This window comes from Achromobacter sp. (assembly GCF_036567245.1).
In the GTDB taxonomy this organism is placed as follows: domain Bacteria; phylum Pseudomonadota; class Gammaproteobacteria; order Burkholderiales; family Burkholderiaceae_B; genus Achromobacter.
Genome location: NZ_DATCUY010000624.1, coordinates 1 through 11,223, shown reverse-complemented (window position 1 = coordinate 11,223; position 11,223 = coordinate 1). Strand labels below are relative to the sequence as shown.

Annotated in this window: 15 protein-coding genes and 1 pseudogene; 7 read left to right on the top strand and 9 right to left on the bottom strand. The window is 67.3% G+C overall.

Annotated elements, in window-relative coordinates; translation table 11 throughout:
- A pseudogene (locus VIR09_RS26585) lies at positions 1-281 on the bottom strand (RNA polymerase factor sigma-54); the annotation flags it as partial.
- 120 nt (positions 282-401) lie between these two features.
- Positions 402-1,412 carry a sigma-54 interaction domain-containing protein gene (locus VIR09_RS26580; RefSeq protein WP_414639468.1) on the bottom strand — a complete coding sequence of 337 codons (1,011 nt, stop codon included), beginning with the start codon at positions 1,410-1,412 and terminating at the stop codon, positions 402-404.
- A 185-nt stretch (positions 1,413-1,597) separates the two neighbouring features.
- Between VIR09_RS26580 and VIR09_RS26575 the strand changes: the two genes are divergently transcribed.
- A complete protein-coding gene (locus VIR09_RS26575) occupies positions 1,598-2,974 on the top strand; it encodes a sigma-54 dependent transcriptional regulator (protein ID WP_332015581.1) in 1,377 nt (458 codons plus the stop codon).
- Between the two features lie 2 nt (positions 2,975-2,976).
- Here VIR09_RS26575 and VIR09_RS26570 read toward each other — a convergent pair whose 3' ends face one another.
- Positions 2,977-3,360 (bottom strand): hypothetical protein, encoded by a 384-nt coding sequence (locus VIR09_RS26570; protein ID WP_332015580.1) that lies wholly within the window; start codon positions 3,358-3,360, stop codon positions 2,977-2,979.
- Between the two features lie 164 nt (positions 3,361-3,524).
- Here VIR09_RS26570 and VIR09_RS26565 point away from each other — a divergent pair, with 164 nt between their 5' ends.
- Positions 3,525-3,758, top strand: coding sequence for a hypothetical protein (locus VIR09_RS26565; RefSeq protein ID WP_332015579.1), 234 nt, complete (start codon positions 3,525-3,527; stop codon positions 3,756-3,758).
- Between the two features lie 16 nt (positions 3,759-3,774).
- On the opposite strand, the gene VIR09_RS26560 is transcribed toward VIR09_RS26565, so the two are convergent.
- On the bottom strand, positions 3,775-4,059 hold the full coding sequence (locus VIR09_RS26560; RefSeq protein WP_332015578.1) for a DUF378 domain-containing protein: 285 nt from the start codon (positions 4,057-4,059) through the stop codon (positions 3,775-3,777).
- A gap of 127 nt (positions 4,060-4,186) precedes the next feature.
- Between VIR09_RS26560 and VIR09_RS26555 the strand changes: the two genes are divergently transcribed.
- Positions 4,187-4,852, top strand: coding sequence for a DUF4142 domain-containing protein (locus tag VIR09_RS26555; protein WP_332015577.1), 666 nt, complete (start codon positions 4,187-4,189; stop codon positions 4,850-4,852).
- 105 nt (positions 4,853-4,957) lie between these two features.
- Here the strand turns inward: VIR09_RS26555 and VIR09_RS26550 are convergent, their stop codons facing one another.
- Both VIR09_RS26550 and VIR09_RS26545 read right to left on the bottom strand, forming a co-directional pair.
- Positions 4,958-5,299, bottom strand: coding sequence for a DUF883 family protein (locus VIR09_RS26550; RefSeq protein WP_332015576.1), 342 nt, complete (start codon positions 5,297-5,299; stop codon positions 4,958-4,960).
- A gap of 76 nt (positions 5,300-5,375) precedes the next feature.
- Complete coding sequence (locus VIR09_RS26545) at positions 5,376-5,705, bottom strand: four-helix bundle copper-binding protein (RefSeq protein ID WP_332015575.1); 330 nt, start codon at positions 5,703-5,705, stop codon at positions 5,376-5,378.
- A 160-nt stretch (positions 5,706-5,865) separates the two neighbouring features.
- Between VIR09_RS26545 and VIR09_RS26540 the strand changes: the two genes are divergently transcribed.
- Entirely contained in the window at positions 5,866-6,117 is a 252-nt protein-coding gene (locus tag VIR09_RS26540) for a hypothetical protein (protein WP_332015574.1), read from the top strand.
- Here VIR09_RS26540 and VIR09_RS26535 read toward each other — a convergent pair.
- Positions 6,103-7,173, bottom strand: a complete 1,071-nt coding sequence (locus VIR09_RS26535; protein WP_332015573.1) for a DNA topoisomerase IB — start codon at positions 7,171-7,173, stop codon at positions 6,103-6,105. The two genes, VIR09_RS26540 and VIR09_RS26535, sit on opposite strands and share 15 nt — an antisense overlap.
- A gap of 126 nt (positions 7,174-7,299) precedes the next feature.
- On the opposite strand from VIR09_RS26535, the gene VIR09_RS26530 reads away from it, so the two are divergent.
- The 3 genes from VIR09_RS26530 (at position 7,300) to VIR09_RS26520 (ending at position 8,772) form a co-directional block, all read left to right on the top strand.
- Positions 7,300-7,467 (top strand): hypothetical protein, encoded by a 168-nt coding sequence (locus tag VIR09_RS26530; RefSeq protein WP_013393888.1) that lies wholly within the window; start codon positions 7,300-7,302, stop codon positions 7,465-7,467.
- 48 nt (positions 7,468-7,515) lie between these two features.
- Positions 7,516-7,668, top strand: a complete 153-nt coding sequence (locus VIR09_RS26525) for a DUF3309 family protein (protein WP_013393887.1) — start codon at positions 7,516-7,518, stop codon at positions 7,666-7,668.
- A gap of 162 nt (positions 7,669-7,830) precedes the next feature.
- Positions 7,831-8,772, top strand: coding sequence for a 2-hydroxyacid dehydrogenase (locus VIR09_RS26520; RefSeq protein WP_332015582.1), 942 nt, complete (start codon positions 7,831-7,833; stop codon positions 8,770-8,772).
- A gap of 10 nt (positions 8,773-8,782) precedes the next feature.
- On the opposite strand, the gene VIR09_RS26515 is transcribed toward VIR09_RS26520, so the two are convergent.
- Both VIR09_RS26515 and VIR09_RS26510 read right to left on the bottom strand, forming a co-directional pair.
- Positions 8,783-9,616 carry a universal stress protein gene (locus tag VIR09_RS26515; RefSeq protein WP_332015572.1) on the bottom strand — a complete coding sequence of 278 codons (834 nt, stop codon included), beginning with the start codon at positions 9,614-9,616 and terminating at the stop codon, positions 8,783-8,785.
- A gap of 114 nt (positions 9,617-9,730) precedes the next feature.
- Positions 9,731-11,223, bottom strand: a 1,493-nt coding sequence (locus tag VIR09_RS26510; RefSeq protein WP_332015571.1) for an FUSC family protein, incomplete at its 5' end; no start/stop codon positions are given.

Here is an 11,223-nt window from a genome sequence, read left to right as displayed (position 1 = left end):
GGCGCGGGGTCTGGCGCGGCAGGATCGCCGGCGTCGGCGGCGGGAGGAAAGACCGCCATGGCAGGGCTCTGTTCAGCCTCCTGCTCATCGGCGTCTTCCAGGAACGGATTGCTGGCCAGGGCCTGCTCGACCGCGGTGGTGAATTCCAGCGCGGTCATCTGCAACAGCTTGACGGATTGCTGCAGTCGCGGCGCCAGCGTCATCTGCTGGCGCAGGCGCAATTCTTGCGTGGGGTAGACCAATCGAGTCTCCTGGACAGCGGCTGCCGATGGGCAGCCCATCCAGAAACTTAAGCAAAGACCGTGCCAAGTCCCCGCAGCGGGCAGGGCGGGGGAATCGTGTCCGCCCGCTGCCTCAGTATTACAAGGCGCCGGTAAGAAATGCCGCCCGGTTCACGGAAATCAGGGGCCGACGCTGTCCTGCCCGTCCTTCTCGTAGCCGTCCAGACGGTTGTAGAGCGTCTTCAGGCTGAGCCCCAGCGTCTCGGCGGCAATGCGCTTGTCGCCCGAGTGATGCGCCAAGGTCGCGAGTATGAACGCCCGCTGCGCCTCGTCCAGCGGCATGCCGACGGGGAATGTCAGTGCGCCATTGCTGACGGTGGCCCGCGGCTCGTCGCGGGAGCGCGGCAGCAGGTCGGCCGCCAGCACGTCGTCCGCCAGGATGTAGGCACGCTGCACTGCATTGCGCAGTTCACGCACGTTGCCGGGCCAATCGTGCCGGGAGATCGCTTCCAGCATGCCGGGGCTGAAGGTTTTCTGGGTGCCATGCGCCGTATTCAGGGTGTCCAGGAACCAGTGCGCCAGCACCATCGCGTCGTCGCCACGTTCTCGCAGGGGCGGCACGCGCAGCGGGATCACCAGCAGGCGGTGGAGGAAGTCCTGGCGCAGACGGCCTTCGGCGACCGAGGCGAGAGGATCGCGGTTGCTGGCGCAGATGATGCGCACGTTGGCGCGCAGCAGATCGGAGCCGCCTACGCGCTGGTAGGTGCCGGCCTCGAGCACGCGCAGGAAATTCACCTGCAGGTCTGGCGGCATTTCAGTCACTTCGTCCAGGAACAGCGTCCCGCCGCTGGCATATTCGAAGTAGCCCGCGTTCTGGGCCACCGCGCCGGTGAAGCTGCCTTTCTCATGGCCGAATAGTTCAGCGTGCGCCAGGCTGCCGCTGATGGCGCCGCAGTTGACGGCGACAAAGGGCTGCGCGCGGCGCTCGCTCGCGTCGTGGATGGCGCGCGCGACGATTTCCTTGCCGGTGCCGCTTTCGCCCACGATGAAGACGCTGGCGTCGGTGGCGGCTGCCAGCTGCAGCTGCGCGCCCAGCTTCTGCATCACGGGGGAAAGGCCAGATACATCCATGAGTACGCCCGGAGGCGCGGACGCCGTTACGCGCGCGGCGTTGGGGGTGCGATTCGCCATGCTGATTCCTTGGCCCGGCCCGGGGCCATGCGCATCCGACCATGCTAGAGGGACGCAGCGGTCCGGGATGCGACGATTTGCAAGCATACGAAAACGTTGATGGAAAGTATCGAACATTTACCCCGCTGCCGGCCGTTGTCGCTATGCTCGGTAGCTGAGCGCAACATTCGCGATACGGAGTAGGCATGCCCCATTTGCTGATCGTTGACGACGACCCCACGATACGCGAAACCCTGGCCGAAATCGGCCGCGAGAACGGGTTTTCCGTGGCGCTGGCCGCGAGCGTCAAGGACGCGCTGATCCAGCTCGAACGGCACGCGCCCGACTTGGTGCTGACGGATATCCGCCTGCCCGAAGGCAGCGGCATGGACATCTTCAAGAACGAGGCTGCCGCCAGCGCCGAGGTCGTGGTGATGACCGGACACGGTACCGTGGACAACGCGGTCCAGGCGCTGCGCCTGGGAGCGACCGACTACCTCGTCAAGCCCATCTGCATGGAACGCCTGAATGGCATCTTCGCGCGCGTAAGCGCGAACTCAGGCAGCGACCCTGCGGGCGCGCCATTCGAGGAACCGGGGCGCTATGGCAGGATGTACGGCGCATCCCCCTGCATGCAGGATGTCTACCGCCAGATCGGCCGCGTGGCGCCCACCAACGTTACGACCTTGCTGATCGGCGAGAGCGGCACAGGCAAGGAACTGGCCGCGCACGCCATCCATGAACTCAGCGCGCGCCGCCAGCGCCCGCTGATCGCGGTGAACTGCGGGGCGATCTCGCCCAATCTGATCGAAAGCGAAATGTTCGGGCACGAGCGCGGCAGCTTCACTGGCGCCGATCGCCAGCACAAAGGCTACTTCGAGCGCGCCGACGGCGGCACCCTGTTCCTGGACGAGGTGACCGAAATGCCGCTGGATCTGCAGGTGAAGCTGCTGCGCGTGCTGGAAACGGGGCAGTTCATGCGGGTGGGCACCAATCGGGAGATCGCTTGCGACATCCGGATTGTCGCCGCCACCAACCGGGATCCCGAGCAGGCGGTCAGGGAAGGCAAGTTGCGTGAAGATCTCTACTACCGTCTGAGCGTCTTCCCCATCAAGCTGCCCGCGCTGCGCGAACGCGGCGACGACATCCTGTTCCTCGCCAACCGCTTCCTGCAAGGGCTGAACCAGGAGGCGGGCAAGAACAAGCAATTCTCGCCGCGCGCAGTGGCGGCGCTGCAGCAGTACGGGTGGCCCGGCAATGTACGGGAACTCAAGAACTACGTGCGCCGCGCCTTCATCATGGCGGAAGGCGACACGCTGGAGGTGGACATGCTGACGCCGCGGGTGTCGCCGACCGGCGATGGCGCGGGCGGCCAAGTGAGCGTGCCCGTCGGGGAAACGCTGGCGGAGGCGGACCGGCGCCTGATCCTGGCGACGCTCGAGCGTTGCAACGGCGTGAAGAAGCAGGCCGCCGCAGTGCTCGGCATCAGCCCCAAGACGCTGTACAACCGGCTGGAGGAATACGCCGCGGCGGACGCGGATGCGCCCGCCGCGGCGTCTGCCGGGAAACAGGGCCGGTCCTGACTTCATTTGCCGTACCGCGTTTTCAGGTCCGCCATGCAGGCGTCCTTGGCGTTGCCGGACATGCCGTCGCATTTCTCCTTGCCTACCTTGTAGTCGGCGTCGTTGCGCGTCTTGGCCGCGTCATGCGAGGCTTCGGCCTTTTCCTTGCCGGCCTTGGCATCGGCCCGGGCCTTGTCGCGCGTGGCTTCGGCTTGCTGCTGGCAGACGTCTTTCTGGTTGCCCTTCATGCCATCGCAATGCTTCTTGTCCAGCTTGTACTGGTTGTCGATCTGCTCGTTGCTGCGCACGGCGGTGGTGCCGCCTTGCGCGGTTTGCGCCTGGGCCTGGAAGGCCAGCGCCGAGAGACTCAGGGCGACCGCGGGGAGAACGACTCGGGACAAATTCATGGTTGACTCCTTGGATGGGGGCCCGGCATCGCCCGGGCCTGGCGTCATGCGCAAGCAAGCGCCGTTCCCGCATCGGCCGGGCATGGCGCTTGCTCGGCGCCAAACGGCAGGCGTTGCCGATGCGAGCACCTGCCACATCCATTCAACGAGCCGGGGATACGAACATGGAAACCAAGCGGACAGACCACGGAAAGGCAGATGCGGGACATGGCAAGGCCAATGCGCCGCATACGGAAACCGAGGCCGCGCATCGCAGCGGCCAATTCGGCACGGACAAGCCCGGCTTCGGCAAGCCGCCCGCCGCGCCCAAGCGCGAATCGGACAGGAAGCCCAATGACAAGGGTGCGGAGTACGAGGAAGGCGGCCAGTATCCGGGCAAGCGTCCTGGCACCAAGTAGTGGTCTTGCGACGTTCTCAATCGGGTTGTTCACCCAGCCTGAAGAGCAGCACGACGCTGTATAGCGCGGCCAGTCCGATCAAGCCGTAGACGCCGCGGGTGGCTGCGGCCGTGGGTAGTATCTTGGCGAACACGTCCAGGTCCACCGCGGCGATCAGGCCGGTGTTCAGGCCGCCAGCCACCACCGCGATCAATGCCGACCAGTCCAGGATAGACAGGCTGCGCGTTTCTGGAGCCATCGGCGGCGGCGCCGACTCGTCTTCCCGTTCGGAAAAATCTTCATTGTTGCCGGGCATGTCCATGGGAGCTGTCCTTTGCGCAGGATGCGGGTGGGCGGGACTGCGGGCGGCTGCCTGTGCCTGCCGGGCCAGGCCGCTCGCCACGCCACAGCAAGCGCCGTGCCCGGCGCGGGCATGGCAGTTGCTGGCAATGAGGCGCATCACCTCCGGACTAGCGTTGCGGGAGCACGATATGAAGAAGACGACTTGGATGTGCGGCATCATCGTCGCGATTTGCCTGCTGATCGCGCCAGGCGTGCTGAGCGGTGTGCGGGCGCAGGAATTGGCAGAGCCGGAGGCGCGCTTCCTGCAGGCTGCGGCGGGGTCGGGGATGTTCGAGGTGGAGGCTGCTGAACTGGCGAAAAAGCGCGCCGGCGATAGCGACGTCAAGGCGTTCGCGGCGAAGATGCTGGAGCAGCATCGCGCCATGAATGCCGAACTGAGGACCCTGGCAGCGAGCGAACAAGTGAAGCTGCCGACCGAACCGTCCGAGCCCGACCGTGGCACTCTGGAACAACTGAGCAACAGGACCGGATCGGACTTCGATGCGCTTTACATCGAAAAGGCGGCGATGGATGCGCACACGATGGCCAACCGCCTGTTCGAGACTGCGGCGCGAGAGTCCAAGGATCCGCAGGTGCGAGACTTCGCTGCGCGCTCTCTGCCCATGCTAGCCGGGCATCTGGCCATGGCCCGCAAGCTGCAGGGCACTCCGCCGGCCGACCCCGACAAGATCCAGCCGGCCGTCAAGGGAGAGGCGCCAGCCGTTTCGCCCGCGTCCCGCCAGGCGCCCGCGTCGATCGCGCCGGCCAAATGAGAGTACGCGCGGCGAGCCGCCTTTTGCTCGCTCGCGTTTCCGGATGCACAGGAGCCTTGCCCTCCGTCGGGCAAATGGCGTGGCTGGCTGGCCCTGCACGCGTGACTACTGCCGTCCGACCACCACGCCGAAGAGGAATGCCGCGCCGGCTACCAGGCCGATCGCCTGCCAGGGCCGGGCGTGGATATATTCCTCGGTGCAGTCTATGGTCTCCCGCATCAGGTCGCCAGCGTTGTCGGAAGCGTCGCGCAGGCTACGCCGCGTCGCGTGCAGCTGCTCGGAGAGGCGCGCCTTGAGCGCCTCCATGTCGGTCGCGGCAGTGTCGCTGAGCGTGGCTTCCAGGTCGTCGATCCAGGCTTCAGGGTGCCGCGCGCGCCTGTGTGCGCCGCGGTTGTCCGGGCCGTTCTCCGGGAAATCGGAGGGCAGGGGGGTATGGGTAGAGGCCATCGGTAACTCCTGGCAATCGGGCGGGAAGTACGCCGCTGCGGCCGGCCCGGGCGGCCGCAAGGCGGGTCGGGAGGTTTCAGGCCTCCAGCATGTCGCGGCAGGCCAGCGTGCAGCCCAGGCATGCGCCTGCGCAAACCTGGCAGTGCTCTGCCTGGTGCGACGAACATTCGCGCGCGCAGGCGTCGCACATCAACGCGCACAGTGTGCACAGGGCGGCGGCGAACTCGCCATCGCGCGCCAGCATGGCCGCGCACAGCCGGCAAACCGCGGCGCAATCGGTGCATAGCGCGATGCAGCGCTGCATGTGCGCCGGCTTCTCCTGCAGGCAGGCAGAGGCGCATATGTCGCAGGCGACGGCGCATTCGTAGCAGGCTTGCACACATTGCTCGAAATTTGGGTCTCGCATTGCATCTCCTTGTGATGCCTGGTACGCGCCGCAACCGCCATGCCTGGCCCCAAGCGCCACATCCGCTTGCAATTTGAAGCCGGCCGGCGATGACCCTTGCAGCCAGCCGCCGTAGCATTGGGAGGCGGCTCCCTTCGGGGAGCGACCCCAGGAGTCCCGCATGAAGCCAGCATCCGCACCTGGATCCGCGAAACCGGCGCGTGCCGGCAAGCGGCCGGAAGACAACGCTAAGATACTGCCGCCGAGTTCTGCCGTCGATGTTCCGCGCAGACCGGATAAACCAGACGCTTCGACTCCGGACGAGGCCGCCCGCGACAAGCGCATCGTGGCAGACACGCGCACCGAATCGAACTGGGCGGACGGTTCCGCGCCGCAGCCACGGGCCAAGAACGCGCGCTCATCGATCCTCTGAACCTTGGATGGCGGGCGACGCCGCGCCGGCCTGCGACTGCAGAAAGGACAGCAGGCGCCGCTCGTCGGCGTGCAGGCCGCGGGGAGCCTGCGGCGCGGCCGCGGCTGCAGGCAAGCTCCCCTCCAGATAGGCGGCCAGAATGGCCGGGTGCACATAGCAGGCCCGGCAGACCGCCGGTGTATTGGCCAAACGCCGCGCCACCAGTTTGACCACTTCCACCACATTCTTCTGTGCCTGGGCAGCGTCGTCGGCCGGACATCTCTGCAGCGCCGCGTAGGCCATGACGGACCCCGCCCAGGTCCGGTAGTGCTTCGCCGTGAAGTCGCCCCGGCCCGCCGCGCGCAGGTAGGCATTGACCGCGCCGGAGTCGACCGGATGGCTGTCGCCGTCCTCATCCAGGTACTGGAAAAGCTGCTGGCCGGGGATGTCCAGGCAGCGCTTGATGACGCGGGCCACGCGCCGGTCCGCCGCACTGACGTCGTGGGCCACGCCGCTCTTGCCCTGGAAGCGGAAACGGAAGCGATCCCCGCTGACGCTGGCGTGGCGACGCTTGAGGGTGGTCAGGCCATAGGACTTGTTGGCCCTGGCGTATTCGCGCGCACCGACGCGCACCAGGGTCGCCTCCAGCAGCCGCACCAGTACGGCTATCACCTTGTTCTGGGATAAGCCGTTAGTGCGCAGATCGCGCTCGACCTGGCGCCGGATGCGCGGCAAGGTCTGCGCGAATGCCGCGAGGCTTTGGTACTTGCTCGCGTCGCGCACCGCTGTCCAATCCGGGTGGTAGCGGTATTGCTTGCGGCCGCGCGCATCGCGTCCGGTGGCCTGCAGGTGTCCAAGCGGGGACGGGCAGATCCACACCTGTTCATAGGCCGGCGGTATCGCCAGGGCGTCGATGCGCGTGATCTCCCGCGCACTGCGTATGCGCTTGCCGCGCGCATCCATGTAGTGGAAGGCGTTGCCGTTGACGCGAATCCGCGTATAGCCTGCCTGGCTGTCGTCGTAATAGACCAGCGCTGCGCCGACGGACGCGCGCGGCACTTTGGACCGTGAGTTCATGTCGTCTGCGTCCGCCAGGAGACAGGGGCGCTGCGATCAGCATGCGGCGTGCCCATTCCGAAGGCACGCAGGCAACTTCGGGCACGCGGCTTGCTGAGGGGTGTATGGATTTCCCTGGAGACAGCCATGCACATCGCGTACTCGTACTATCTGCACGTTCCGCCCAAACCAGATCCGATACCGCCCGGTTCGCCTCCCGGGGACCTGCCGGTGGATCCGGATACCGACGAGCCGGACGTCGACCTGCCGCCCTTGTCGCCTCCTGGCAAGGAAATCACGCCGCCCAGCCCCTGACGCGGGCCACCGGATTTCACAGACCCCAACAAGAACCGAGGAGTCGCCATGTCGACCATCCTGCTGATCATTCTCATCCTTCTGCTGGTCGGCGCCGTGCCGGCCTGGCCTCATAGCCGCGGCTGGGGCTACTACCCCAGCGGCATACTGGGCATATTGCTGATCGTCCTGATCGTGATGTTGCTGACCGGGAGGCTGTAGCGGGGCCAGTTTGGTAGCGCATGCGCGAGCCGTGTCGGGCGGCTCGCGCACGAGTTCCGTCGCCAGGCGGCCGCCTGACGGACGGCGGGTGGCGCGCGTCGCGGCCCAGGCGTAAGATCGCCGGGTTTTTATGCAGCCCCCGCGATGCGCGGCATTCCCGACATGACCATCCCCTTGCTTGTCCTGATTGAAAGCGTGCAGGACTATCTGCCCGAAATCGAAGCGCGCGGCTTTCGCGTGGTTTTTGCGCCCACCGATGCGACGCGCGCCCAGGCGATCCGCGATCACGGACATGAGATCCGCATCGTGCTCACGCGCGGCGCCACTGGCTTGCACGCCGAGGAAATCGCGGCGATGCCCAAGCTCGAAATCGCCTGTTCCCTGGGCGTGGGCTATGAAAACATCGATCTGGCTGCGGCGGCCGGGCGCGGCATCGTGGTGACCCATGGTCCAGGCGCCAACGCGGTTTCGGTGGCGGACCATGCCATGGCGCTGCTGCTGGGCGCGGCGCGGCGGCTGCCGCAGGCCGATGCTTCGGTGCGGCAGGGCCATTGGAGCGGCTTCATGGGGCCGCAGGTCTCGGGCAAGCGCCTGGGCATCCTGGGCCTGGGCACCATAGGCCTGGAAATCGCCCGGCGCGGCGCCCTGGGCTTCGGCATGAGCGTGGGCTATTACAGCCGCAGCGTCCGCCCGGAATCCGGCTACGCCTATTTCGACAGCCCGCGCGCGCTGGCCGCGGCGTCGGACTTTTTGGTGGTGGCCACGCCGGGCGGGGCGGGCACACGCCATCTGGTGGATGCCCAGGTACTGGAAGCGCTGGGATCCGAGGGCTATCTGGTGAACATTGCGCGCGGCAGCGTGGTCGACACGCAGGCGCTGATCGCGGCCCTGGCCGGGCGCCGCATTGCGGGCGCGGGCCTGGACGTGGTGGACGGCGAGCCCGAAGTCCCCAAGGCGCTCATCGGGCTCGACAACGTGGTGCTGACCCCGCACAGCGCGGGGCGCTCGCCCGAGGCCGTGCATGCCACCGTGGCGCTGTTCCTGGACAACGCCACGGCGCACTTCGCCGGCCGGCCGGTACTGACGCCCGTGCGCCGGGGCTAGCAGCCAGAGGCTAGTGGGAGAACATGATCGGCACGGTCATGCTCTTCAGGATGGACGCGGTGGCGCCGCCCAGCGCCCACTGGCGCAGCTTGCTGTGGCCATAGGCGCCCATGACGATCAGGTCCGCGCTGTGGTCGGCGGCGGCATTCAGGATGGTGCTGCCCACGCCGACGCCCTTGATGTCGCGGCGCACGTGCTCGGGCGCCGGCATCCCTTGCGCGACGCAATAGGTCGCCAGGTCCTCGAACGGCGCCTCATGCTTCGGGCTGGCGGCGCCTTCGTTCATCGTCAACACGATCATGTGCGAAGCCAGGCGCAGGATAGGCGCGGCATCGGCCAGCGCGCGGGCGGCCTCTCGGCTGCCGTCCCAGCAACACAGCACGCGGTCGCCGATGACCGGGAATTCGCCGCTGGACGGAATCGCCAGCACCGGCCGGCCCGCCGTCAATAGCGTCTGCTCGACGAACTCGATCTCGTGCGCGGCTTCGACGTCTTCGCGGTTCTCCTGGCTGACCACGATCAGATCGGTGGTGCGGCCTAGCAGCGCCACGGTCTCGCTGGGCGAGGAGGTGCCGGCGCGCATGAAGGCGGGCACGTCCGCTTCGGCAGCAGCCTCCAGAAAGGCAGTTTCCACCGCGTCGCGGTTTTGTGCGTGCAATTCCTTGATGATGCCCAGCGAACGCGACATGAGTACGGATTCGCCGTAGTAATACTGCGGCGGTGCGGCGTTGGCATAGATGCCGACCAGCTCGGCCTTGTGGCGCTTGGCCAGGGCCAGGGCAGCTTCAATGCGGCGTTTGCAGTCGAATCCGTGATCCAGGTGGACGGAAATGCGGCGATACATGGAGGCCTCCTTGTTTAAGCGTGCCATGTCTCTATGGTTACGCTTTCCGGCCATTTCGCCCTTGATGCGCGTCAAGCCCGCGGCAGTTCGGCGGGGCCGGCGCAAACCGGCAGGCTAGGCTGGGGGCCGCGCCCGTTCCACGCGTTCGCGCAGCTGGCGCAACTGGCGCGCTTGCTGGGCGATGCGCTCCAGGGGGCCCGCCAGCTCCGGATAGCCGGCGGCGACCGCCGCGGGCACCGCCAATTGCCGGACACCTGATTCCGGCGCGGGCTCCTGCGGATGCAATGCATGCGCCAGCACTGGACCATAGGCGGCGAGCGCCTGGGCCGCGGGCGATGCGGCGGGCAGGGCGGCTTGTATCTCCAGCACGGTGCCCGCCGCCGTGACGCGGCGCATCGCGTTCAGCAGGTTTTCCGCCGTGCCCACGTTGCGGTCGCGATGGACCGGGTTCTGCTGCAGCCGCTGCAAGGAAGCTTGCGCATTGTCGGCCGACAGACAGGCCATGCGGCGCAGCGCCACGATGTCCTGTCCGGCGCGCGCATCGCCGCTTTTTTCCCGGAGCAGGGCGCGCGCGTAGGCGGCATGGCGTTCCAGTGCCAGGCTGAGCGCGCCCGCCAACTGGCGCGGTTCTTTTTCAGGCCAGACCAGAAAGCCCACCAGCAGCGCCAGGATACCGCCCAGCACGCTGTTGAAGGCGCGCAGCGCCGCGAGCATGGGTTCCTGGATTTCCGGTTGCTGGATATGGGTGACCAGCACGAACTGCGACGTCAGGAAAAACGTGAACAGCGCGTAATGGATGGTGCGGGCCGCGAACGTGCCCAGTGCGATGGGCAGCACCGCCAGGGCCACGGACAGGGGCGTGCTGAGGAACAGTCCCAGCAGCGAGGCGCCGATGGCGCCGGCCACGCTGCCGGCCACGCGTTCCAGGGTGCGCTGCCAGGTGGTGGCGAAATAGGGCTGCAGGATGAAGACCAGCGTCAGCGACATCCAGTAGCCATGGTTGACGGCGAAGGTCTTGGACAGGGCCACCGCGATGGTGGCGCCCACGCCCACGCGCAAGGCATGGCGGAACGCGTCGGATTCGAAGCTCAGGTTCTGGCGCAACGCGCGCCAGGCGTCTTGCGCGCGGCTGGTCCTGAGGCGGACGCGCGCCGGCGCCGCGGGCGCGTCGCCCTGGTCGAATAGCGAGTGCGTCACGGCCTGCGCGGTGTGCAGCAGGCGGTCCAGCACCGGCACCATGGTGGCCAGCTCGGGCGCATGCGCCATGGCGCCGCCGCGCAGTTCATGCAGGCCGGCGCTGTAATGGGCCAGGCGATCGCGCAGGCACTGCGCCTGCTTGGCGTCGTTGAGGTCCGAAGTGCTGGCGATGGCATTGCACAGGCTGGCATAGCGATGCAGCGCGTGGGAAAGATGGGCGCCAGCGCCACGGCCCAGCCATTGCGGCGCATTCGATTCCAACAGGTCGGCCGCGGCCACCAGCGCAATGAAGCTGTCTTCGGCATTGTCCAGCAGGTACAGCAGCTGGTGAGCGCGGGCGCGGCGCGAGGGCCGCGCGTCCTGCACTTCGTGGATGCGCACCCGGGCGGCCTCCAGCGCGGCGCGTTGGG

Excerpts from the sequence above, each read along its gene's own strand:
- VIR09_RS26555 (WP_332015577.1), top strand. The coding sequence starts at position 4,187 with ATGAGGCGCATCACCTCCGGACTAGCGTTGCGGGAGCACGATATGAAG.
- VIR09_RS26550 (WP_332015576.1), bottom strand. The coding sequence starts at position 5,299 with ATGGCCTCTACCCATACCCCCCTGCCCTCCGATTTCCCGGAGAACGGC.
- VIR09_RS26560 (WP_332015578.1), bottom strand. The coding sequence starts at position 4,059 with ATGGACATGCCCGGCAACAATGAAGATTTTTCCGAACGGGAAGACGAG.
- VIR09_RS26515 (WP_332015572.1), bottom strand. The coding sequence starts at position 9,616 with ATGTATCGCCGCATTTCCGTCCACCTGGATCACGGATTCGACTGCAAA.
- VIR09_RS26570 (WP_332015580.1), bottom strand. The coding sequence starts at position 3,360 with ATGAATTTGTCCCGAGTCGTTCTCCCCGCGGTCGCCCTGAGTCTCTCG.
- VIR09_RS26520 (WP_332015582.1), top strand. The coding sequence starts at position 7,831 with ATGACCATCCCCTTGCTTGTCCTGATTGAAAGCGTGCAGGACTATCTG.
- VIR09_RS26535 (WP_332015573.1), bottom strand. The coding sequence starts at position 7,173 with ATGAACTCACGGTCCAAAGTGCCGCGCGCGTCCGTCGGCGCAGCGCTG.
- VIR09_RS26540 (WP_332015574.1), top strand. The coding sequence starts at position 5,866 with ATGAAGCCAGCATCCGCACCTGGATCCGCGAAACCGGCGCGTGCCGGC.
- VIR09_RS26530 (WP_013393888.1), top strand. The coding sequence starts at position 7,300 with ATGCACATCGCGTACTCGTACTATCTGCACGTTCCGCCCAAACCAGAT.
- VIR09_RS26575 (WP_332015581.1), top strand. The coding sequence starts at position 1,598 with ATGCCCCATTTGCTGATCGTTGACGACGACCCCACGATACGCGAAACC.
- VIR09_RS26565 (WP_332015579.1), top strand. The coding sequence starts at position 3,525 with ATGGAAACCAAGCGGACAGACCACGGAAAGGCAGATGCGGGACATGGC.
- VIR09_RS26525 (WP_013393887.1), top strand. The coding sequence starts at position 7,516 with ATGTCGACCATCCTGCTGATCATTCTCATCCTTCTGCTGGTCGGCGCC.
- VIR09_RS26545 (WP_332015575.1), bottom strand. The coding sequence starts at position 5,705 with ATGCGAGACCCAAATTTCGAGCAATGTGTGCAAGCCTGCTACGAATGC.
- VIR09_RS26580 (WP_414639468.1), bottom strand. The coding sequence starts at position 1,412 with ATGGCGAATCGCACCCCCAACGCCGCGCGCGTAACGGCGTCCGCGCCT.